The sequence below is a fragment of the Kitasatospora sp. NPDC059747 genome (genome assembly GCF_042732955.1).
Taxonomy (GTDB): Bacteria; Actinomycetota; Actinomycetes; order Streptomycetales; family Streptomycetaceae; genus Kitasatospora.
Genome location: NZ_JBHWGV010000070.1, coordinates 6,759 through 26,654, shown reverse-complemented (window position 1 = coordinate 26,654; position 19,896 = coordinate 6,759). Strand labels below are relative to the sequence as shown.

The 19,896-nt window shown below is 72.6% G+C and carries 21 protein-coding genes; 9 read left to right on the top strand and 12 right to left on the bottom strand.

Annotated features, from left to right (window positions below; translation table 11 throughout):
• Positions 1-2 precede the first annotated feature (2 nt).
• The gene (locus ACFV4G_RS27410; protein ID WP_329930404.1) at positions 3-461 is read right to left on the bottom strand and encodes an Lrp/AsnC family transcriptional regulator; all 459 of its coding nucleotides are present in this window, start codon (positions 459-461) and stop codon (positions 3-5) included.
• A gap of 119 nt (positions 462-580) precedes the next feature.
• Positions 581-1,255 (bottom strand): UbiX family flavin prenyltransferase, encoded by a 675-nt coding sequence (locus ACFV4G_RS27405; RefSeq protein ID WP_380444751.1) that lies wholly within the window; start codon positions 1,253-1,255, stop codon positions 581-583.
• A gap of 66 nt (positions 1,256-1,321) precedes the next feature.
• Between ACFV4G_RS27405 and ACFV4G_RS27400 the strand changes: the two genes are divergently transcribed.
• Together ACFV4G_RS27400 and ACFV4G_RS27395 are read left to right on the top strand one after the other, a co-directional pair.
• Positions 1,322-2,065: a cyclase family protein gene (locus ACFV4G_RS27400; protein WP_380444750.1), complete on the top strand. Its 744-nt coding sequence runs from the start codon at positions 1,322-1,324 to the stop codon at positions 2,063-2,065.
• Between the two features lie 131 nt (positions 2,066-2,196).
• Positions 2,197-2,913: an MOSC domain-containing protein gene (locus tag ACFV4G_RS27395; RefSeq protein ID WP_380444749.1), complete on the top strand. Its 717-nt coding sequence runs from the start codon at positions 2,197-2,199 to the stop codon at positions 2,911-2,913.
• A gap of 42 nt (positions 2,914-2,955) precedes the next feature.
• Here the strand turns inward: ACFV4G_RS27395 and ACFV4G_RS27390 are convergent, their stop codons facing one another.
• On the bottom strand, positions 2,956-3,324 hold the full coding sequence (locus tag ACFV4G_RS27390; RefSeq protein ID WP_380444748.1) for a VOC family protein: 369 nt from the start codon (positions 3,322-3,324) through the stop codon (positions 2,956-2,958).
• Positions 3,325-3,391: 67 nt separating this feature from the next.
• The gene (locus tag ACFV4G_RS27385) at positions 3,392-4,165 is read right to left on the bottom strand and encodes a TetR/AcrR family transcriptional regulator (protein ID WP_380444746.1); all 774 of its coding nucleotides are present in this window, start codon (positions 4,163-4,165) and stop codon (positions 3,392-3,394) included.
• A gap of 102 nt (positions 4,166-4,267) precedes the next feature.
• Here ACFV4G_RS27385 and ACFV4G_RS27380 point away from each other — a divergent pair, with 102 nt between their 5' ends.
• Together ACFV4G_RS27380 and ACFV4G_RS27375 are read left to right on the top strand one after the other, a co-directional pair.
• Positions 4,268-5,494, top strand: a complete 1,227-nt coding sequence (locus tag ACFV4G_RS27380; RefSeq protein ID WP_380444745.1) for an FAD-dependent oxidoreductase — start codon at positions 4,268-4,270, stop codon at positions 5,492-5,494.
• Positions 5,495-5,713: 219 nt separating this feature from the next.
• On the top strand, positions 5,714-6,580 hold the full coding sequence (locus ACFV4G_RS27375) for an NAD(P)H-binding protein (protein WP_380444744.1): 867 nt from the start codon (positions 5,714-5,716) through the stop codon (positions 6,578-6,580).
• A 20-nt stretch (positions 6,581-6,600) separates the two neighbouring features.
• Here the strand turns inward: ACFV4G_RS27375 and mqnP are convergent, their stop codons facing one another.
• Positions 6,601-7,530, bottom strand: coding sequence for a menaquinone biosynthesis prenyltransferase MqnP (gene mqnP / locus ACFV4G_RS27370; protein ID WP_380444742.1), 930 nt, complete (start codon positions 7,528-7,530; stop codon positions 6,601-6,603).
• Positions 7,527-8,978, bottom strand: a complete 1,452-nt coding sequence (locus ACFV4G_RS27365; protein ID WP_380444741.1) for a menaquinone biosynthesis decarboxylase — start codon at positions 8,976-8,978, stop codon at positions 7,527-7,529. The genes mqnP and ACFV4G_RS27365 overlap by 4 nt, the downstream gene beginning before the upstream one ends.
• 106 nt (positions 8,979-9,084) lie before the next feature.
• On the opposite strand from ACFV4G_RS27365, the gene ACFV4G_RS27360 reads away from it, so the two are divergent.
• The 4 genes from ACFV4G_RS27360 to ACFV4G_RS27345 all read left to right on the top strand — a co-directional run bounded on the left by ACFV4G_RS27360 (position 9,085) and on the right by ACFV4G_RS27345 (position 12,718).
• Positions 9,085-9,489 carry a PLD nuclease N-terminal domain-containing protein gene (locus tag ACFV4G_RS27360; RefSeq protein ID WP_380444739.1) on the top strand — a complete coding sequence of 135 codons (405 nt, stop codon included), beginning with the start codon at positions 9,085-9,087 and terminating at the stop codon, positions 9,487-9,489.
• A 451-nt stretch (positions 9,490-9,940) separates the two neighbouring features.
• Positions 9,941-11,542: an acyl-CoA carboxylase subunit beta gene (locus tag ACFV4G_RS27355; RefSeq protein WP_380444738.1), complete on the top strand. Its 1,602-nt coding sequence runs from the start codon at positions 9,941-9,943 to the stop codon at positions 11,540-11,542.
• 107 nt (positions 11,543-11,649) lie between these two features.
• A complete protein-coding gene (locus ACFV4G_RS27350) occupies positions 11,650-11,859 on the top strand; it encodes an acyl-CoA carboxylase subunit epsilon (RefSeq protein ID WP_380444737.1) in 210 nt (69 codons plus the stop codon).
• A 232-nt stretch (positions 11,860-12,091) separates the two neighbouring features.
• Positions 12,092-12,718 (top strand): ScbR family autoregulator-binding transcription factor, encoded by a 627-nt coding sequence (locus ACFV4G_RS27345; RefSeq protein WP_380444736.1) that lies wholly within the window; start codon positions 12,092-12,094, stop codon positions 12,716-12,718.
• 49 nt (positions 12,719-12,767) lie between these two features.
• Here ACFV4G_RS27345 and ACFV4G_RS27340 read toward each other — a convergent pair whose 3' ends face one another.
• Complete coding sequence (locus ACFV4G_RS27340) at positions 12,768-13,394, bottom strand: ScbR family autoregulator-binding transcription factor (RefSeq protein WP_380444735.1); 627 nt, start codon at positions 13,392-13,394, stop codon at positions 12,768-12,770.
• A 353-nt stretch (positions 13,395-13,747) separates the two neighbouring features.
• On the opposite strand from ACFV4G_RS27340, the gene ACFV4G_RS27335 reads away from it, so the two are divergent.
• Entirely contained in the window at positions 13,748-14,797 is a 1,050-nt protein-coding gene (locus tag ACFV4G_RS27335) for a ScbA/BarX family gamma-butyrolactone biosynthesis protein (RefSeq protein WP_380444734.1), read from the top strand.
• Between the two features lie 29 nt (positions 14,798-14,826).
• Here the strand turns inward: ACFV4G_RS27335 and ACFV4G_RS27330 are convergent, their stop codons facing one another.
• The 5 genes from ACFV4G_RS27330 to ACFV4G_RS27310 form a co-directional block, all read right to left on the bottom strand.
• Positions 14,827-15,231: a hypothetical protein gene (locus ACFV4G_RS27330; RefSeq protein WP_329929021.1), complete on the bottom strand. Its 405-nt coding sequence runs from the start codon at positions 15,229-15,231 to the stop codon at positions 14,827-14,829.
• Between the two features lie 125 nt (positions 15,232-15,356).
• A complete protein-coding gene (gene ccsB / locus ACFV4G_RS27325) occupies positions 15,357-16,553 on the bottom strand; it encodes a c-type cytochrome biogenesis protein CcsB (RefSeq protein ID WP_380444732.1) in 1,197 nt (398 codons plus the stop codon).
• Between the two features lie 3 nt (positions 16,554-16,556).
• On the bottom strand, positions 16,557-18,284 hold the full coding sequence (locus tag ACFV4G_RS27320) for a cytochrome c biogenesis protein ResB (protein WP_380444731.1): 1,728 nt from the start codon (positions 18,282-18,284) through the stop codon (positions 16,557-16,559).
• A gap of 2 nt (positions 18,285-18,286) precedes the next feature.
• Positions 18,287-19,075 carry a cytochrome c biogenesis CcdA family protein gene (locus ACFV4G_RS27315; RefSeq protein WP_380444729.1) on the bottom strand — a complete coding sequence of 263 codons (789 nt, stop codon included), beginning with the start codon at positions 19,073-19,075 and terminating at the stop codon, positions 18,287-18,289.
• Positions 19,072-19,689: a TlpA family protein disulfide reductase gene (locus tag ACFV4G_RS27310; RefSeq protein WP_380444728.1), complete on the bottom strand. Its 618-nt coding sequence runs from the start codon at positions 19,687-19,689 to the stop codon at positions 19,072-19,074. Before ACFV4G_RS27310 ends, ACFV4G_RS27315 begins: the two co-directional genes overlap by 4 nt.
• Positions 19,690-19,896: the final 207 nt, after the last annotated feature.

Sequence of the window (19,896 nt, the reverse complement as noted above, 5' to 3'; positions counted from 1 at the left end):
CGTCACTCTCCTTCGGGAGGGAGATCGCTCACCCGGTTCTCCCACTTGGTGGAGAGTACGACGGTGGTGCGGGTGCGGGCCACGCCCTTCGTGCCCGAGATCCGCTTCACCACCGACTCCAGACCGGCCACGTCGGCCACCCGGACCTTGAGCATGTAGGAGTCGTCACCCGCGATGAACCAGCAGTCCTCGACCTCGTTGAGGTCCTTCAGCCGGAACGCGACGTCCTCGTGGTCGGCCGCGTCGGTCAGCTGGAGACCGATCAGGGCCGTGACGCCGAAGCCGAGCGAGGCCGGGTTGACCGTCGCGCGGTAGCCGGTGATGACACCGGCCTGCTCCAGGCGGTTGATGCGGTCCGTGACGCTCGGGCCGGAGAGTCCGACCAACCGGCCCAGCTCGGCGTAGGACGCACGGCCGTTCTCCCGGAGCGCCTGGATGAGCTGTCTGTCCACCGTGTCCATATACCGTCCGCGTCCTTCCGAACCTCACCAGACCCACAGATCATTATCCGGATTCAAAGGCGCCGTGCAGGGACCAACCCGGATATCGCAGAGAACATACTCTCCCGGCCCCGGCTTCCTCACTCCCCCTCAGCCGTCGCCGGTGCGCCGCCGCCGCTCCGGCGCGCCGCCGCGCCCAACTCCCCTTCCCAGCGCAGGTACAGGGAATGCGGCACGCCGACGGCGTCCAGCACCCGGCCGGCGACGAAATCGACGAGTTCGCGCACGGTGGAGCCGCCCGCGTAGAAACCGGGCGACGCGGGGAGCACGACCGCGCCCTGCGCGTCCAGTTCCACCAAGTGCTTCAACGTCACCCCGTTGAGTGGCGTCTCGCGGACGCACACGACCAGCGGGCGGCGCTCCTTGAGGGTGACGCTGGCCACCCGCTGGAGCAGGTCCTTGCTCAGGCCGAGCGCGATCCCGGCCACCGCGCCGGTGGTCGCGGGGACGACCAGCATGCCCTTGGCCGGGTAGGAGCCGCTGGACGGGCCGGCCGCGAAGTCCCCCGCGGACCAGTAGCGGACGTCGTCCAGGCCCTCGTCACCGCCCAGCCACTCGGCGAGGTCGGTGCGCCAGTGGGCGTCCCGGAAGGAGATGCCGGTCTCGTCCAGGATGGTGAGCCGGGCGGCCCGGCTGACGACCAGGTCGACGGACTCCCCGGCCGCGAGCAGCGCACGGATCACGGACGCGGCGTACGGCGTCCCGGACGCACCCGAGACCCCGACCACCCACGGTTGACGCTTCACTGTTCCCATGGGCCATTTCTATCCGGCCCCACCCGGCGTGGCCGCATCCGCGCGTCCCCCTGCGAGGATGAGGCCATGGCAGCGACCCTCGTCGACCTCACCCACCAGGTGACCACCGCGATGCCGGTCTACCCCGGCGATCCGGCGGTCGTGCTGGAGCCCGCGCTCACCACCGCGACCGCCGGGGTGAACGTGCTGGCCCTGCACCTCGGTTCGCAGTCCGGGACGCACGTGGACGCCCCGTACCACGTGGACGTGACCTGGCCGACGCTCGACGGGCTCCCGCTGGAGCGCTTCACGGGCCCCGCGGTGGTCGCCGACCTGCGCGGGCTGGAGCCCCGGGCGGCCGTCACGCCCGAGCTGCTCGCGCCCGCGCTGGAGCGGGCGGGCGAGGGGACCGTCCTGCTGCTGGCCACCGGCTGGGCGCGGCACTGGGCCACCGACGCGTACTTCGCGCACCCGAGCCTGACCCCCGACGCGGCCGAGGCGATCGTCGCGGCCGGGGTCCGCACGGTCGGCGTGGACGCGCTGAGCGTCGACCCCACCCCCGACCCGGGGCCGGGCGACCCGGCGGTGGCCGCGCTGCTCGCCGACCTCACCGACGAGCACGACCACCCGGCCGCCGACGAGCCGACCCTGGCCGCGCACCGGGTGCTGCTGGGGGCGCCCGGCGGTGGGGTGATCGCGGAGAACCTGACCGACCTGCGGGCCCTGCTGGACGCCCAGGAGGCCGGACTGCCGGTGGAGGTCTCACTGTTCCCGCTGCGGCTGGTCGCGGCGGACGGCGCACCGGTCCGGGCGGTGGCCCGGCTGGGGTGACCCCGGTGGGCGCGGGAACGGTCGCGCCCGCGCCCTTTTCCGGGCCGGTCCGGGAGCGTCCGGTTCCGGCCAACTGCCCAGCCAGACTTGGTCTAGACCATCCCCCGGACCCGCCGGTACGCTGTCCGCCCATGGCAGAGATCATCGGAGTGATCGAGCGACTCTGGCGCTACCCCGTGAAGTCCACCGGCGGCGAGCGGCTCGACTCCGTCGAGGTGGAGCGGCGCGGCCTGGCCGGCGACCGCCTCTACGCCGTCCGCGACGCGGCCGGCAGGTTCGGCTCGGGCAAGAACACCCGCCGCTTCCGGCGGATGGACGGCCTGCTCCGGCTCTCCTCCAGACTCGGCCACCGGCTCGACGGCCCCGAGCTGTTCGACCCGCTCGGGCGCCCGGTCGCCGACCCGACCGCCTTCCTGCGCGCCTACCTCCAGCGCGAGGACGTCGAACTCGCCCGCGAGGACGCCGTCTCGCACTTCGACCAGCTGCCGGTGAGCGTGATCACCACCGCCACCCTCGACTGGGCCCGCGAGGCCGCCCCGCTCACCGTCGTCGACGAACGCCGGTTCCGGCCCAACATCGTGCTGCGCACCCCGCCCGGCACCCCGCCGTTCGTCGAGGACACCTGGTTCGGCCGCGAGGGCCGCACCGAAGCCCCGGACGGCGCCCGGCTCGCCTTCGTCCGCTCCAGCGAGCGCTGCGCCATGACCTCCGCCGCCCAGCCGGGGCTCCCGCACGCGCCGGAGCTGCTCAAGGCCGTCGTGGCCGCCCACGACGGCCGGCTCGACGCGCTCGCGGAGGTCGCCGCGCCGGGCCGGCTGCGCGTGGGCGACCGGCTGACGCTCGCCTGATCCATCGCAATGGAGCACACAGGTCAATGAATTGACGATGCGTCAGCCACGGATCAGGCACACCGGATGCCCCGCCGGATCCGCGAAGACCCGCCAGCCGCCGGCGTCGTGCAGACGGACGGCGCCGAGCGCGAGCACCGCGCGCTCGGCGGCGTCCAGGTCCTCGACGTCGACGTCCAGGTGCGCCTGCTGGGGGTGCTCCGGATCCGGCCAGCGGGGCGGGCGGTGGTCGGCGACGCGCTGGAAGCAGAGCACCGCGCCGCCGTCCAGGTGCAGCGTGGACCAGCCGTCGCCGAGTGCCCAGCGCGGATCCGGCCGGTCGACCTCGCCGCCCAGCAGGCCCGCGTAGAAGCGGGCCAGCACGGCCGGTTCCGGGCAGTCGAGCACCAGGCACTGCAGTTTGCCGATCACGGCCTTCTCCGTCCTCCGGTGGTTGCGTCCGGGGCCGATTCTCGCCGCCGGACGGGCGGTCCGGAGCTCAGGGCAGCGCGACCGCCCGCAGGTAGGCCTCGGTGAACAGCTCGATGGTCTCGTCCAGCGAGGGCAGCCCGGCGCCGAGCGCGGGTTCGAGGACCGGCCGCAGCAGCACGTGGTTGATCACCGGGCCGAGCAGCAGCTGGACCAGCACCGGCATCGGGAGCGGCCGCAGCCGCCCGGCCTCGACGTGCGGCAGCAGCAGCCGGCCCAGGCCGTCGACCATCCGGGGCAGGTGGGCGGTCATCATCCGCGCGGCCGGGCCGTCCGGACGGCTGAACAGGTCCGCGAAGACCGCGGGGACGATCCGCGGCTCGTGCTCCAGGGCCGCCGCGTACAGCCGGTAGAGCGCCCGCACGGTGTCCGCGAGCTGCTCGGGCGGATCGGCCGCGAGGGCCTCCAGGTCGGGCAGCGGGCCGTGCGCCTCGAACACGGCGGAGAGCAGGCCGTCCCGCCCCTCGAAGACGGCGTGCAGGCTCGGCAGCGAACACCCCGCGCGGTCCGCGACGGCGTCCAGGGTGATCCCGCCCAGGCCGCGCTCGGCCACCAGCCGGGCCGCCGCGTCGACCGCGCGCTCGCGCACCGGGCGCCGCCCGCCCGGGTCGACGCCCGCCCGCCGGACGGCCTCGTCCAGGGCGCCCCGGGAGCCGCCGAGGCGGCGCAGCAGCGTGCTGCGGGAGACGCCGGCGGCCGTCGCGATCGCCGTCAGGGGGACGTCCGCGACGTCCTGGCCGCGCTCCTTCGCCGCCGCCAGCGCCGCGGCCACCAGATCCTTCATGTGGAGCATCGTACTACTTGACACCTGAGACGGTTCCAGAGAGCCTGTTTATGCGAGTTCCACGCAGAGAGTGACCAGCCAGGCACTGAGGGGAGAACTGTCATGAGCGTCGTCATCTCCGGGGGCGGACCGGCCGGCATGATGCTGGGCCTGATGCTGGCCCGGGCCGGCGTCGAGGTGACCGTGCTGGAGAAGCACGGTGACTTCCTGCGCGACTTCCGCGGCGACACCGTCCACGCGTCCACCGTGCGGCTGATGGACGAGCTCGGGCTCGGCCGCGAGTTCGCGAAGCTGCCGCAGAGCCGGCTCGGCAACATGGTGGTGCCGGTGCCCGGAGTGGGCGACGTCGCGCTGAGCGCCTTCGAGAAGCTGCCCGCGCCGTACAACTACATCGCGATGATCCCGCAGTGGGACCTGCTCGACTTCCTCCTCCGGCAGGCGAAGCAGGAGCCCTCGTTCACCGTCCGGATGAACACCGAGGCCACCGGCCTGATCCGGGAGGGCGGCCGGGTCGCCGGGGTGCGCTACCGCACCCGGGACGGCGAGGAGGGCGAGATCCGCGCCGCGCTCACCGTCGCCGCCGACGGCCGGCACTCGGTGCTCCGCCGGGAGGCCGGGCTGGTGCCCGAGGAGTTCCCCGTCCCGTTCGACACCTGGTGGTTCCGGCTGCCCCGGCACGCCGAGGAGCAGGGTGTCCCGCCGAACCTCGCGCCCGCGTTCGGGCGCGGCGAGCTGGCGATCAGCCTCACCCGCGAGGACTACTTCCAGATCGCCTACTTCACCGCCAAGGGCTCCGACGCACGCCTGCGGGCCGAAGGGATCGAGCGTTTCCGCGCCCGCATCGCCCGGCTGATGCCGCGGTACGCGGACCGGGTCGACCAGCTGGCGGGCATGGACGACGTCCACCTGCTCGACGTCCGGCTCAACCGGCTGCACCGCTGGTACGCCGACGGCCTCCTGCTGATCGGCGACGCCGCCCACGCGATGTCCCCCGCCGGCGGGGTGGGCATCAACCTCGCCATCCAGGACGCGGTGGCCACCGCCGCGCTGCTCGCCGAACCGCTGCGGCGCGGGCGCGTCACCGAAGCCGACCTCGCGCGGGTGCAGCGGCGCCGGTGGCTGCCGATGGTGGTGATCCAGCGCATGCAGCGGCTCCTGCACGAGGTGATGTTCGCCCCGGTCCTGGCCGGCCGCCGGGTCGGCCCGCCCACCCGGCTCGTCCTGCTCGCCCGCTTCGTGCCGGGCTTCCGGCAGATCCCGTCCCGCCTGATCGCCCTCGGCCCGCGCCCGGAGCACGCGCCGGCCTTCGCCCGCCGGGCGTCGGCCTGACCGGTCGGCCGACGGCGGCGGCGCCGAGGGGCTCGAAGTCGCACGGGAGGCGCGCGGCGGACGCCGTGCGCCTCCACGCGTCCATACGCGAGAGGCGCGGGACCGGCCGCGGCCGCGCCGGGGGCGCCGGTCCGGAGGGCGCACGACGGTAGACGATCGCGCATGAACCGGAGATCCGCGCGCATGGGGGGTCTCATCTTCGCCGCATACCGTCGAGACATGACACAGAAGCGAATTGACGGCTCGTCGGACATACTCGTGGTGGGCGCCACCGGAACCGTCGGCCGGCACGTCACCCTGCAGCTGCTCGCCTCCGGAGTGCGCGTCCGGGCGCTGACCCGCCACCCGGACCTGGCCCGGCAGCCCAGGTACGTCCAGGGCGACCTGCTCGACCCGGACAGCCTGGAAGCCGCCGCCACCGGCGCCGACGCCGCCTTCCTGATCTGGCCCTACCCGACGGCCGACGGCGCCGCGGCCGCCGTCGCGGCGATGGCGCGGCACGTCCGCAAGGTGGTCTTCCTCTCCTCCGCCGCCGTCCGGGACGTGCCCGGCCGGGGCTCCGAGTCGCCGGGCCGGCCGGACGCCGCGATCGAGGCCCTGATCGCCGGCAGCGGAGTCCGGTACACCTTCCTGCGCCCGCACGGCTTCACCGCCAACACCCTGCGCTGGGCCGAGGAGATCCGCACCGACGCCGCCGTCCGCGGCTTCGGCGGCGGGGCCGGGCTCAACCTGGTCGACGAGCGGGACATCGCCGCCGTCGCCGTGCGGGCCCTCACCGAGGACGGCCACGAGGGCGCCAGGTACGTGCTCACCGGCCCGGAGTCCCCCAGCCAGGAGGAGCAGGTCCGGATCATCGGCGAGGCGGTCGGCCTCCCGGCCCGCTGGGAGGAGCTCCCCCGCGACGCCGCCCGCCTGCGGATGCTCACCGCCGGCTGGCCCCCGGCCATCGTCGACCGCGCCCTCGACTTCATCCACGCCCGCATCGGCGACCCCGAGCCGGTCACCAGCACGGTCGAGGACATCACCGGCCGCCCGCCGCGCAGCCTGCGCAACTGGGCCGCCGACCACGCGGCCCTGTTCCGCTGAGCGCGCCCGGGGGCCGCCGGTCAGACCCCGAGCCCCCGGATGACCAGGTCCACCAGGGCGAAGAAGAACAGCGAGATGCCGACGAAGCCGTTGGTCTGGAAGAACGCGCGGTTGAGCTTGGACAGGTCGTTCGGCCGCACGATGGTGTGCTCGTAGACGAACGCGCCGGCCACGACGACCAGGCCGATCCAGAACGCGACGCCGGCGCCGGTGAGGACGCCGAACCAGGCCAGCAGGGCCGTGGTGACGAGGTGGCAGGCGCGGGCGCCCCGGATGGCCGCCGGGATGCCGAAGCGGGCCGGCACCGAGCGCACGCCGCCGTGCCGGTCGGACTGCACGTCCTGGCAGGCGTAGATGAGGTCGAACCCGCCGATCCAGATCCCGACCGCCGCGCCGAGCACGACGGCCTCCCAGGACCAGGTGCCGGTCACCGCGAGCCAGGCGCCCACCGGGCCCATCGCCTGCGCCAGTCCGAGGATCGCCTGCGGGAAGTCGGTGAACCGCTTGCCGTAGGGGTAGACGACCATCGGCACGACGGCCACCGGCGCGAGCGCGAGGCACAGCGGGTTCAGCATGGCCGCGGCGCCCAGGAACACCACCAGGGCGACCGCCGAGCCGGTGTACGCCGTCTTCAGGGAGACGGCGCCGGTGACGAGTTCGCGCCCGGCGGTGCGCGGGTTCCGGGCGTCGATCTCGCGGTCGATGATCCGGTTGGCGGCCATCGCGAAGGTCCGCAGGCCGACCATGCAGACCGTGACGACGAACAGCTGGCCCCAGTGCACCCGCTTGTCGGCGAGGAACATGGCCGTCAGCGCGGCGATGTAGGCGAAGGGCAGGGCGAAGACCGAGTGCTCGATCATCACCAGGCGCAGGAAGGCCGACACACCCCCGCGGGTGCGGGGAGATTCGCCCTGTCCTCCGTTGCCGAGCGTACCGACTCCGGTGCTCACAGCCCGTACTCCTTCCAGCGACGCGACACGAGAGCGGCCGTGGCCGGGTCCGAGGAGACCATCTCGGGCCAGCCGCCGTCGCGGGTGTAGCCCTCCTCGGGGAGCTTGCGGGTCGCGTCGATGCCCGCCTTGCCGCCCCAGAACTGCTGGTAGGAGGCGTGGTCGAGGTGGTCGACCGGGCCCTCGACGACCGTCAGGTCGCGGCTGTAGTCGACGTTCCCGAAGGCCCGCCAGGCGACCTCCTGGTAGTCGTGCACGTCGCAGTCCGCGTCCACCACGATGATCAGCTTGGTCAGCGACATCATGTGCGCGCCCCAGATCGCGTGCATCGTCTTCTGGGCGTGCTTCGGGTACTTCTTGTCGATCGAGACGATCACGCAGTTGTGGAAGCCGCCGGCCTCGGGCAGGTCGTAGTCGACGATGTCCGGGATGATGATCTTCAGCAGCGGCAGGAAGAACCGCTCGGTGAACTTGCCCAGCGGGCCGTCCTCGGTCGGCGGGCGGCCGACCACGATGGACTGCAGGACCGGGCGGCGGCGCATCGTCACGCAGTCGATCTTCAGCGCCGGGAACGGCTCCTGCGGCGTGTAGAAGCCGGTGTGGTCGCCGAACGGCCCCTCGGGGAGCATCTCGCCGGGCTCCAGCCAGCCCTCCAGCACGACCTCGGCGTCGGCCGGCACCTGGAGCGGGACGGTCTTGCAGTCGACCATCCGCACGCGCTCACCGGCGACGAACCCGGCGAACAGGTACTCGTCGATGTCCCCCGGCAGCGGCGCGGTGGCCGCGTACGTGACGGCCGGGGGGCAGCCGAAGGCGATCGCGACCGGCAGGCGCTCGCCGCGCTTGGCGGCCACCGCGTAGTGGTTGCGGCTGTCCTTGTGGATCTGCCAGTGCATGCCGATCGTCCGGCGGTCGTGCCGCTGGAGCCGGTAGAGGCCGAGGTTGCGGATGCCGGTGTCCGGGTCCTTGGTGTGGGTGAGGCCCAGGTTGAAGAAGGAGCCGCCGTCCATCGGCCAGGTGAAGAGCGCGGGCAGCTCGTCCAGGTCGACGTCGTCGCCGGTGAGCACGACCTCCTGCACCGGGGCGTCCTTCACGTGCCGCGGCGGGACGTGCGCCATCGAGGCGAGCTTGCCGAAGGCGTCCCGGAAGCCGGTGAAGCCCTGCGGCAGTTCGGGCTTGAGCAGGCCGGCGATCTTCTCGGAGATGTCGTCCGGTCCCTTGAGGCCGAGCGCCTTGGCCAGGCGCCGCTCGGTGCCGAAGACGTTCATCGCGAGCGGCATCGACGAGCCCTTGACGTTCTCGAACAACAGCGCCGGGCCCTTGGCCTTCTGCACCCGGTCGACGATCTCGCCGATCTCCAGGTGCGGGTCCACCTCCGCCTTGATGCGCTTGAGGTCACCCTCGCGGTCGAGGGCCCGGAGAAACGAGCGGAGATCGTCGTATGCCATGCCAGTCAGTATCCGCCACCCGATAGCCTGGCTTCGTCAAGGGCCCCCGGGGAGGGCCCCAGGACGCAGCCCGCCACACTCGCCGTCGCCGGGGGAGATCGCCGCCGTGCTCAGGATCCTGACCTTCGTCGTTCCGCTCGCCCTGTGGGTGTGGGCCTTCATCGACTGCCTGACCACGCCCGAGGACGAGGTGAAGCACCTGCCCAAGGTGGTGTGGGTGATCATCGTGCTGCTGTTCCCGCTGGTCGGCTCGATCGCCTGGCTCGTGGCGGGCAAGCAGCGCGGCGGCGCGCGGGTCGCCGGCGGCGGGCCGGCCTCCGGCCGTCCGGAGCACGCGGGCCCGCGCGGCGGCCGTCCGCTCGCACCGGACGACGACCCGGAGTTCCTCGCCTCCTTGAAGAAGGACGACAAGGGGCACGAGGACATGCTCAAGCAGTGGGAGGCGGACCTGCGCCGCCGCGAGCGGGAGCTGCGCGGCAAGGACGAGCCGGAGGACGGTTCCAAGGGCTGACCCGGCCCGTTCGGGGGATCGCTCGGACAGCCCACCCGGCAGGCGTCGGGTGGGCTGTGGCGTTTTTGGCGCTTCCCTACGACTTCGGCCCCACTACCACGACTTCCCCCGGTCGTCCCACCAGACTTTAGCGACGCTTGAGCGGGGCCCCAGTCGGCTCGCCTACGCTCCTGGGTGACGGCCCTGACCTGCGCTTTCCTTCATGCTCAGATCATCGGACCATCATCTGTCCGACAACCCCCGGTATTCGAACGGACACCGAGCGCATCGGGTGAGGCCCGGTCGCTTCTGTGCAGGCCTGACAGCCAAACGCTCCCGACCTTGTACGGAATCGACGCCGAAACCAGCGCACGGCCCCTCGTACAGTCATAAGTGAAGAAAGTGATTCGCAGCCGGGGGCACAGCAGACGTTGGCTGTCGGACAGTTCCCTCACCCTTGGAGTGGTTCGAGATGACGGTTGTGCATGAGGCGCCGGTCGGCGGCGAGATCCCGGAGATCCCGGCCGACGCCCGAGGTCGGGTCGCCGAGCTGCACGAACTGCGCGAGAAGGTCCGGCGCGGCCCGAGCGAGAAGGCCACCGAGGCCCAGCACGCGAAGGGCAAGCTGACCGCCCGCGAGCGCATCGACCTGCTCCTGGACGAGGGCTCCTTCCACGAGGTCGAGCCGCTGCGCCGGCACCGCGCCACCGGCTTCGGCCTGGAGGCCAAGAAGCCGCACACCGACGGCGTCGTCGTCGGCTGGGGCACCGTCCACGGCCGGACCGTCTTCACCTACGCGCACGACTTCCGGATCTTCGGCGGCGCCCTGGGCGAGGCCCACGCGCAGAAGATCCACAAGATCATGGACATGGCCATCGCGGCCGGCGCGCCCCTGGTCTCCCTGAACGACGGCGCGGGCGCCCGCATCCAGGAGGGCGTCACCGCCCTCGCCGGCTACGGCGGCATCTTCCAGCGCAACACCAAGGCCTCGGGCGTCATCCCGCAGATCTCCGTCATGCTCGGCCCGTGCGCCGGCGGCGCCGCGTACTCCCCCGCGCTGACCGACTTCGTCTTCATGGTCCGCGAGACCTCGCAGATGTTCATCACCGGCCCGGACGTCGTCCAGGCCGTGACCGGCGAGAAGATCAGCCAGAACGGCCTCGGCGGCGCCGACGTCCACGCGGGCGTGTCCGGCGTGGCGCACTTCATCTACGACGACGAGCAGTCGTGCATCGAGGAGGTCCGCTACCTCCTGTCGCTGCTGCCGCAGAACAACCGCGAGATGCCGCCGTCCGTCCTCAGCGAGGACCCGGTCGCGCGCCGCAACGACAGCCTGCTCGACCTGGTGCCGGCGGACGGCAACCGCCCGTACGACATGCGCAAGGTCATCGAGGAGATCGTCGACCACGGCGAGTACCTGGAGGTCCACGAGCGCTGGGCGACCAACGTCCTGTGCGTCCTGGCCCGGGTCGACGGCCACGTGGTCGGCATCATCGCCAACCAGCCGCAGTCGCTGGCCGGCGTCCTCGACATCAACGCCAGCGAGAAGGCCGCGCGCTTCGTCCAGATGTGCGACGCGTTCAACATTCCGCTGGTCACCCTGCTGGACGTCCCGGGCTTCCTGCCCGGCGTCGACCAGGAGCACGGCGGCATCATCCGCCACGGCGCCAAGCTGCTGTACGCGTACTGCAACGCCACCGTGCCGCGGATCTCGCTGATCCTGCGCAAGGCGTACGGCGGCGCCTACATCGTCATGGACTCCCAGTCCATCGGCGCCGACCTCACCTACGCCTGGCCGACCAACGAGATCGCCGTCATGGGCGCCGAGGGCGCCGCCAACGTGATCTTCCGCCGCGACATCAACGGCGCCGAGGACCCGGACGCCATGCGCGCCCAGAAGATCAAGGAATACAAGAACGAGCTGATGCACCCGTACTACGCGGCCGAGCGCGGCCTCGTGGACGACGTCATCGACCCCGCCGAGACCCGTGAGGTGCTCGCCTCGGCGCTCGCCATGCTCCGCACCAAGCACGCCGACCTGCCCAGCCGCAAGCACGGCAACCCGCCGATGTAGCGGTCGCGGGCCACCGCGTCGCAGCAGCACCCGGAAGACCGCGCGCCCCACGGCGCACGGCACCGAGCGAGACCACACACCACAGCCCGGGGGAGAAACCACACACCATGACCGCTTCCGCCGAACCCCTCGTCCGTATCGTCCGCGGCTCCCTCTCCGACGAGGAGCTGGCCGCCCTCACGGCCGTCCTGATGGCGCGCGCCGCCGCCGCGCAGCAGGCCGCCGCCGTCGCGCCGGTCGAGCCGATCGCCAACTGGCAGCGCCTGGAGCGCCGCCCGGCCTACTACTCGCCGGTCAGCTGGCAGCAGGCCGCCTGACGGCCCGCCCCTCCTGACGATTCGCCGCCGACGGCCGGCCGCCCCACCGGGTGGCCGGCCGTCGCGGTTCCGCCGTTCGTACCCGCCCGGCCGGGCCGGCCCGGAGGAAGCCCCGGACCGGGCCGCGAGCGGCTCGGTAGGATACCTACTGGACGGTATGCGGCCCGCCCGCCCGTCGGCCCCCATAGGATCGGCCGCTGCCGAGGTACCAGAACTATCCAGGGAGGCTGCGATGGCCAGGCAGGCCCGCGCACTGGCGACCCGCCAGGCGGTACTCCTCGCGGCGGCCGAGGTGTTCGACGAGCGCGGCTACGCCGCCGCCACGATGTCGGACATCCTGGAGCGGGCCGGCGTCACCAAGGGCGCGCTGTACTTCCACTTCCGCTCCAAGGAGGAGCTGGCGCTGGCCGTCATCCTGGAGGGCCAGAGCGCGTGGCTGGCCACCTGGGAGCCGTCCTCCGACAGCCCGATGCAGACCCTGATCGACCTGTCGTACGCGTTCGCCCGCGCCCTCCAGGACGACGTCCTGGTGCGCGGCAGCATCCGTCTGACGATCGAGCACGGCAGTTTCACCCAGCCCCAGGTCGCGGCCTACCAGGGCTGGTCGGACGCGACGCGAGAGCTGCTGGAGCGCGCGCAGGAGGCCGGGGAGCTGCACCCGGGGATCGACCTGCGCGGCGCGGCCCTGGTGCTGCAGGGGGCCGTCACCGGCATCCAGCTGAGCTCCCAGGTGCTGACCGACCGGCAGGACCTCATCGAGCGGATCGCCGACCTCTGGACGCTGCTGCTGCCCGGTCTCGTCCAGCCGCACGCGCTGACCAGGCTGAGCGTCGTCGAGCGCGTTCCGGCGGCTTCCTGACGCGTTCTGAGGCTCCCTGAGGCCCACCGGGCCCCGAGGCCGGCCGGCGTCAGAGCCGGTAGGCGGCGCAGCGGCCGGTGTCCACCAGGGCGGGCAGCGCGGCCGCCCAGGTCCCGCGGACGGCCTCCGGGCCGAGCCGGGCGGCGTCCTCGGCGGCGAGCAGGACCAGGCCGGCCGCGAGCGTCGTGAGCAGTTCGGCGGCGGCCCAGCGGTCGATGCCGGGGCGCAGTTCGCCGGCCTCGGCGGCGCGGCCGAGCAGGCGGTGGACGACGGCGGTGAAGCTGCGCCAGGCCGCGCCGGAGCCGGACGGGTCGGCGGCGTCCCGGCGGGGGCCGTGGCCGGCCCGGCCGAGCTGGACGCCGGCCCGGACCACCACGTCCTCGCGCAGCAGCCGGGCGAGTTCGTGCGAGAGGTCGACGAGGTCCTGGACGGCGGGCCCGCCGGCGCGCAGGGCCCGCAGCGCGGCCGAGCCGATCTCCCGGCCCGCCGCGGCGCGCACGCCGTCGGCGAGGGCCTGCTTGGAGACGAAGTGGAAGTACAGGGCGCCCTTGCTGACGCCGGCCCGGCGGCTGATGTCGACCAGGCTCGCCGATTCGAAGCCCACGTCCGCGAACGTGCTCGCCGCGGCGAGCAGCACGGCCTGCCTGGTCCGCCCCGCGCGTTCCTGCTTGACCACTGAGGCCCCTCCGGACTCGACCGGCCGCGGCCCCGCCGCCCGGCTGGTGTCAGGGCGCCGACGAGGTGGGGTACGACGCCTCGCATGCGGACGGACGCCACCTAAACCGCATGGTTGGTATCTAATCTACCGCCTCGGCCAACCCCGCCGTCCAGCGGGGAGGGACCCCCGCCCAAGGTCCTGGGTGCCGGACGCCAGGCATTCCCGCAGCCCAGAGGCCCGGTAGCGTGGTCCCGTCGGGCCGCCCGACGGGGGCGACCCCGAACGCGACTCACAAACCGGGTGGTCTGTATGTTTTGCTTGCCAAGCGTCCGCACCGGCCGCTCGACCGACACCCTGGAGTGGGGCCCGTCATGCCACTGATCGTAGAGCCGGATGCCCGCGACCCCTACGCCCACCCCGTCACCGGCTACGACTTCCACGAACGGACCGTCTCCCGCCACCTCGTCCACCGCACCTCGGTGTCCGAGGTGCTCCTCACCGGCTGGCAGGCGGCCGGCCCGTACGAGTTCCGGATCGGCGCCCAGTGGCCCCGGATGCACGGCTTCTACCGGCTGCCCGGCGACCGCCACCACGACCCGGTGCTGATGGCCGAGACCGTCCGGCAGGCCGGTCTGCTGATCGGGCACGTGGGCTTCGGCGTGCCCAAGGGCCACCACTTCGCGATGGACGACCTCGACTACTCGCTCGGCCCGGCCGGACTGGCCGGCCTCGCCGTCACCACCGAACCCGCCTCGCTGATGCTCGACGCCGTCTGCGAGGACGTCCGGATGCGCGGCGGCCGGCTCGCCTCCCTGCGGATGCACGCCGAGATCACCCGGGGCGGCCGGACGGTCGGACGCGGTTCGGGGCAGCTGCGGGTCATCTCCCCCGCCTCCTACGCGCGGCTGCGCGGCCCGGCGCGGCGCGGCGTCACGCCCGTCCGCCCCGGCCCGCCCACGACTCCCGAGCTGGTCGGCCGCGCGCACCCCTCCGACGTCGTGCTCAGCCCGACCCTGCTGCCCGACAGCTGGGTGCTGCGGACGGACGCCGCGCACCCGGTGCTGTTCGACCACACGCTCGACCACGTGCCCGGGATGCTGGTGCTGGAGGCCGCCCGGCAGGCCGCCCAGCGGCTGCGGCACCCCGAACCGGTCGCCCCGGTCGAACTGGTCTCCTCGTTCGACCGCTACATCGAGCTGGACCGGCCCTGCCTCGTGCGCGCCGTCCGCGAGGGGGCCCCGGACGGCCGCCGGGTGCCCGTCCGGGTGCTGCTGATCCAGGACGGCCGGACGGCGGCCGACTGCCGGCTGCTCACCGAGCCGCTGGACGGCCCGTGCGTCCCCTCGGCCCGGCGGGACGGCTTCGACGGCCGCCCCACCGCGCCGGACCTCGGCGGCACCGGGCTGCCGCTGGCCTGCTGAGCCCGCCGCCCTACGCCACCTACGCCGCCCTACGCCGCGACGAGCGCGGACGGGCGGCCGGCGTGCATCACGCTCAGGTTGGCGGCCAGCCGGACCGGGTCCTGGGCCAGCCAGAGCCGCAGTGCGGCGCCCAGCATGGCACTGGCCGACTCGACCCGGATGCCCGTCACCTGGGCCAGCCTCGCCGCGCCCGGCACCAGCAGGTCGGCCAGCGCGGTCGGCAGCCAGACCGTCAGCGCGCACGGCGCGGGCGCCGTGAGGGCGCCCAGCAGCCGGTAGGCGTCGGACGGCGAGCTGATCGTGGGGATGATGTCCAGCAGCCCGTCGGCCACCACTTCGGACACGTCGCTGCGGTGTCCCTGGGCGAGCCGGCGGAGCAGCGTGCGCTCTGCGGCGGTGATTCGGACGGTCAGCATGACCTCGTCGCACTCCATTGCGCGATTTCCTCCTCAGTTCCTCCCCGTACCGGCACAGGGCGGCCGGCACGAACTACCCCTGTCGCACCTCGGCCCGGCTTCCAACCGTGGAGCGCCGGGCCGGTGGGTGTGTTCCGCTCCGGTCAGATACCCGCGTACGAGTGCTTGCCGGTGACGAAGATGTTCACGCCGTAGTAGTTGAAGAGCCAGCAGGCGAAGGCCGCCAGCGCCAGGTAGGCCGCCTTGCGGCCCTTCCAGCCGGCCGTCGCGCGGGCGTGCAGGTAGCAGGCGTAGGCCACCCACGTGATGAACGACCAGGTCTCCTTCGGGTCCCACTCCCAGTACTTGCCCCAGGCCGCCTCGGCCCAGATCGCGCCCGCGATGATGGTGAAGGTCCACAGCGGGAAGACCAGGGCGTTGATCCGGTACGACAGCTTGTCGAGCGTCGACGCGGCGGGCAGGCGGTTGCAGACCGAGACCCGGACGCGGGCCAGGCCGGTGCGCAGGTCGCTCTGCTGCTTGCCGGCCGTGCGGGCGGCGCCCGGCTTCAGGTACTCGTACAGCCCGGCCTCGACCCGGCGGTGGTAGGAGTCCTGGAACAGGTACAGCAGCGTGGCGATGAAGGCCGCGTAGAAGGCGCCGCCGCAGAAGATCGCGGTGGAGACGTGGATCGCCAGCCAGTACGAGTGCAGCGCGGGGACGAGCTGCTCGGAGTCGGTGTAGAGCACGGTGGTGGCGATGCCGAGCGTGAGCAGCACCGCGACGGTGACCGGCAGGCCGAGCCAGCGGACGTTCTTCCTCGCCGCCAGCAGCACCAGGTACGCGGCCGTCATGGCCAGCGCGAACGCGCAGGAGAACTCGTACATGTTGCCCCACGGCCAGCGGGACACCGACAGGCCGCGGGTGACCACGCCGCCCACGTGCAGCAGTGCCGCCAGGACGGTCAGCGAGACCGCGATGCGGCCGGCCAGGTCGGCCTTCTCGCTGCTGCCGGCCGCGCCGGGGCCGTCCACCTCGTCGTCGCCGCGGCCGCTGGTGACCACCGTGGCACCCTCGCCCGCCAGGGCGGTGCGGGTGAGCGTGGTGGTGCCGCCGCCCGCGCCGGCCACGGTGACGGTGACCTTCTTCGCGGCCCTGGCCGGCTGGTTCCCCGCCGCGGCGACGGTCTCGGCCAGGCTGCCCGACTGCTCCTTCGAGCGGACGGCGACGGCGCCCTTGCTGCCGAACGTCCACTCGAACATGTGGGCGAACATGGCGATCGTGTAGACCGCCATCGCCGAATAGATCAGCTTGTTGGAGAGGTCGGCCAGCTGTGGGTCGACCCCCGAGGCGAGATGCACCGTCTACTCCTTGGAGTTCTGGTCGGCAGGGGCTGTGGGGTCCGCGGGTGCTTCCGGTGCCCGGTCGGGTTCGTCGTCCTCGTCCTCCTCGGACGCCGGGGCGTCGTCCTGGAGGTCCACCGCGAGTTCGGCCAGCTCCTCGGCGATCTTCGCCGACTCGCTGCGGGCCAGCCCGGCCAGCTCGACCAGGGTGCCGCCCTCCGGCAGGGCGACCGCCCGCACCCAGATCCGGCGGCGCTGCACGAACAGCGAGCCGATCAGGCCGAGGATCGCCAGCACCGCGCCGGTCAGGGCGATCGCGTTGCCCGGACGGTGCGAGACGTTGAAGCTGGCCCACTGCTTGTAGCCCTCGAACGTGACGCTGCCGTAGCCGTCCGGGAGGGTCCAGCCCTGGCCGGGCTTCAGCAGGGCCTTGGCCGGCTGCTCGTCCAGCTGCAGCTGGGTCATGTTCCTGGTGTTCAGCTGGTACACGTTCTGCGGCAGGCCCGAGTCGGTGCCGAGGTCGCCCTCGTAGGCGTTCAGCACCAGCTCCGGGGCGGCGTCGCCCGGGAAGAGCGAGATCGGGCCGGTGCCCGCGAAGCTCAGCGGGGCGGTCGGCAGGAAGAAGCCGGAGAAGCCCATCTGGGTCTTCGTGCCCTTCGGCCCGATGCCGTAGTCGGACACCTTCACGACGCCGGTCGACGTCATGTTGGCGTCCTGCGGCAGGAACGGCGTCGCGCCGGTGTAGACGACCTCGCCCTTGCCGTTGCGCACGGTGATGACCGGGGCGTAGCCGTGGCCGATCAGGAAGACCTTCGAACCGCCGATCTCCAGCGGGTGGTTGACCTCGATCGTGCCCTGCTTGAGCTTCGCGGCGTCGTCGCCCGCGTAGTACTCGACGTTCGCGGTGAACTGCCGCGCGGCGCCGATCTGGTCGCCCTGGTCCTGGAACTTGGCCGTGAAGCCCTTCAGCTTGAGGTAGAAGGGGTCCAGGTCGTCACTCGTGTAGAAGGCCGAGCCGGTGAAGTCGTCGAGCTGGGTGATGGTGTTGGAGTAACCGTCGCCCTCCACCATCAGCTTGCCGCCGGTGCCGGCCGCCAGGCTCGCCCAGGCGAAGCCGCCGAGCAGCGCGAACAGCGACAGGTGGAACAGCAGGTTGCCGACCTCGCGCAGGTAGCCCTTCTCGGCGGCCACCGCGCCGCCGGCGAGGTGCGCCCGGAACCGGCGCCGGCGCAGCAGCCGGTGCGCGGCGGCGTTGACGACCTCGGCGTCCGCCCCGGTGCGCCAGGCCGCGTAGACCGGCATCCGGGTCAGGTTGCGCGGCGCCGCCGGCGGCTGGGCCCGCAGCACGCCGACGAACTGCCAGGTGCGCGGGACGATGCAGCCGGCCAGCGAGAGGAACAGCAGGATGTAGATCGCCGAGAACCAGACCGAGCTGTAGACGTCGAACAGCTGGAGCTTCTCGTAGATCGGCGCGACCGTGGTGTGCTGCGCCTTCCACGTCTCGACCTTGAACTGGTTCTGGCCGTTCTGCGGGATCAGCGAGCCCGGGATGGCCGCCAGCGACAGCAGGAAGAGCAGGATCAGCGCGACCCGCATCGAGGTCAGCTGGCGCCACATCCAGCGCAGCCAGCCGAGCACCCCTATGCCGGTGGGGCCGTCGGACTCGACCGGGGCGGTGCTGAGCCGCTCGGCCGCCGCGTCGGCCGGCGCCGGGGGCGGCTGCTCGGTGTCGGTCGTGGTGTTGCTCACGGTCAGATTCCGATCCGGAAGTCGGCGGTCCAGGACTGCAGCTGGTACATCATCGCGTCCCAGACACCGGTGACGAGCAGCAGACCGACCGCGACGAGCATGCCGCCGCCGATCCTCATGACGAGCGGGTAGTGCCGCTTGACCCACCCGAAGGCGCCGAGCGCTCGGCGGAAGGCGACGGCGGCCAGGATGAACGGTACGCCGAGACCCAGGCAGTAGAAGGTGGTCAGCAGCGCGCCACGCTGGGCGTCGGCCTGGTTGAGCGCCAGGTTCTGCACCGCGGTCAGGGTCGGGCCCATGCAGGGCGTCCAGCCGACGCCGAACACCACGCCCAGCACCGGGGCGCCCAGCAGGCCGACCGCCGGGCGGCGGTGCGAGCGCACCTCGCGCATGCTCAGCCCGGGGACCAGGCCCATGAAGGCCAGGCCCATCACGACGGTGAGCCCGCCCAGCACGATGTCGATGGTCCGCTTGTAGCCCTGCAGCTCCTGGCCGAAGTAGCCGAACAGGGCGCCGGTGGAGACGAAGACGGCGGTGAAGCCGAGGATGAACAGCAGCACGCCGAGCAGCATCCGGCCGCGCCGGGTGCCGCGCGCGTCGGCCAGGTCGGCGGCGGAGAAGCCGGTCACGTACGACAGGTAGCCCGGCACCAGCGGGAGCACGCACGGCGAGAAGAACGACACGAGCCCGGCCGCGAGCGCGACCGGCGCCGCGACCAGCAGCGCCCCGCTCTGCACGGTCGCGGTGGTGTCGGCGAGCCGCAGGACGGTGCCGGCGGCCTCCGCGCTCACTGCTTCGGCTCCGCGACCACCGGCTGGAGCACCGACTCGAGGGCGTCGTCGACCGTGCCGCCGACGGCGCGGGCGGCGAGCTTGCCGTCCCGGTCGATGATCAGCGTGGTCGGGATCGACTGCGGGTTGAGGCTGCCCTTGGGGAACTTGAGCAGCTGGGTGCCGGCCGGGTCGAAGATGCTCGGGTAGGTGACGCCCTTCTCCTGCTCGAAGCGGAGGGCGTTGGCCTTCTCGGTGTCGCGCGTGTTGACGCCGAGGAACTGGACCCCCTGGTCCTTGTACTTCTGCCAGACCCGCTCCAGGTCGTCCGCCTCGCCCCGGCACGGCCCGCACCAGGAGCCCCAGACGTTCAGCACGACGACCTTGCCGCGGTAGTCCGAGAGCTTGACCTGGTTGCCCTCCAGGGTCTCCCCGGCGATGTCCGGCGCGTCCTCGCGGTGGCCGGCCTCCGCCTTGGAGACGTTGGTGCCCTTGACCGTCACGAACCCGAGCTGCCCGTCACCACTGCTCGACGAACCCGACGAGGAGCATCCGGTGAGGACGAGCGCAGCGGCGGCGGCGGTAGCGGCGGCGGCTGCGGCGACACGGGGGCGGGGGCGCGCCATGGCAGACATGTGAAAAGTTTCGCATGGAGTTCCAGGCAGGTTCGGGGGGGTCCTGCCTTGCGCGTCGCACCCCCTCTGACCTGCGGCGAGGCCCGGCCGGCCGGGGTTCTTCGGACGGCCGGGGCCCCAACTTAAACCAGTCTCTTTTACACAACAGAAGCTGCCGCCGAAAATTAGAGTGTTGATATAGGGGGGGGGCGGGTGATTAAAAAGGGG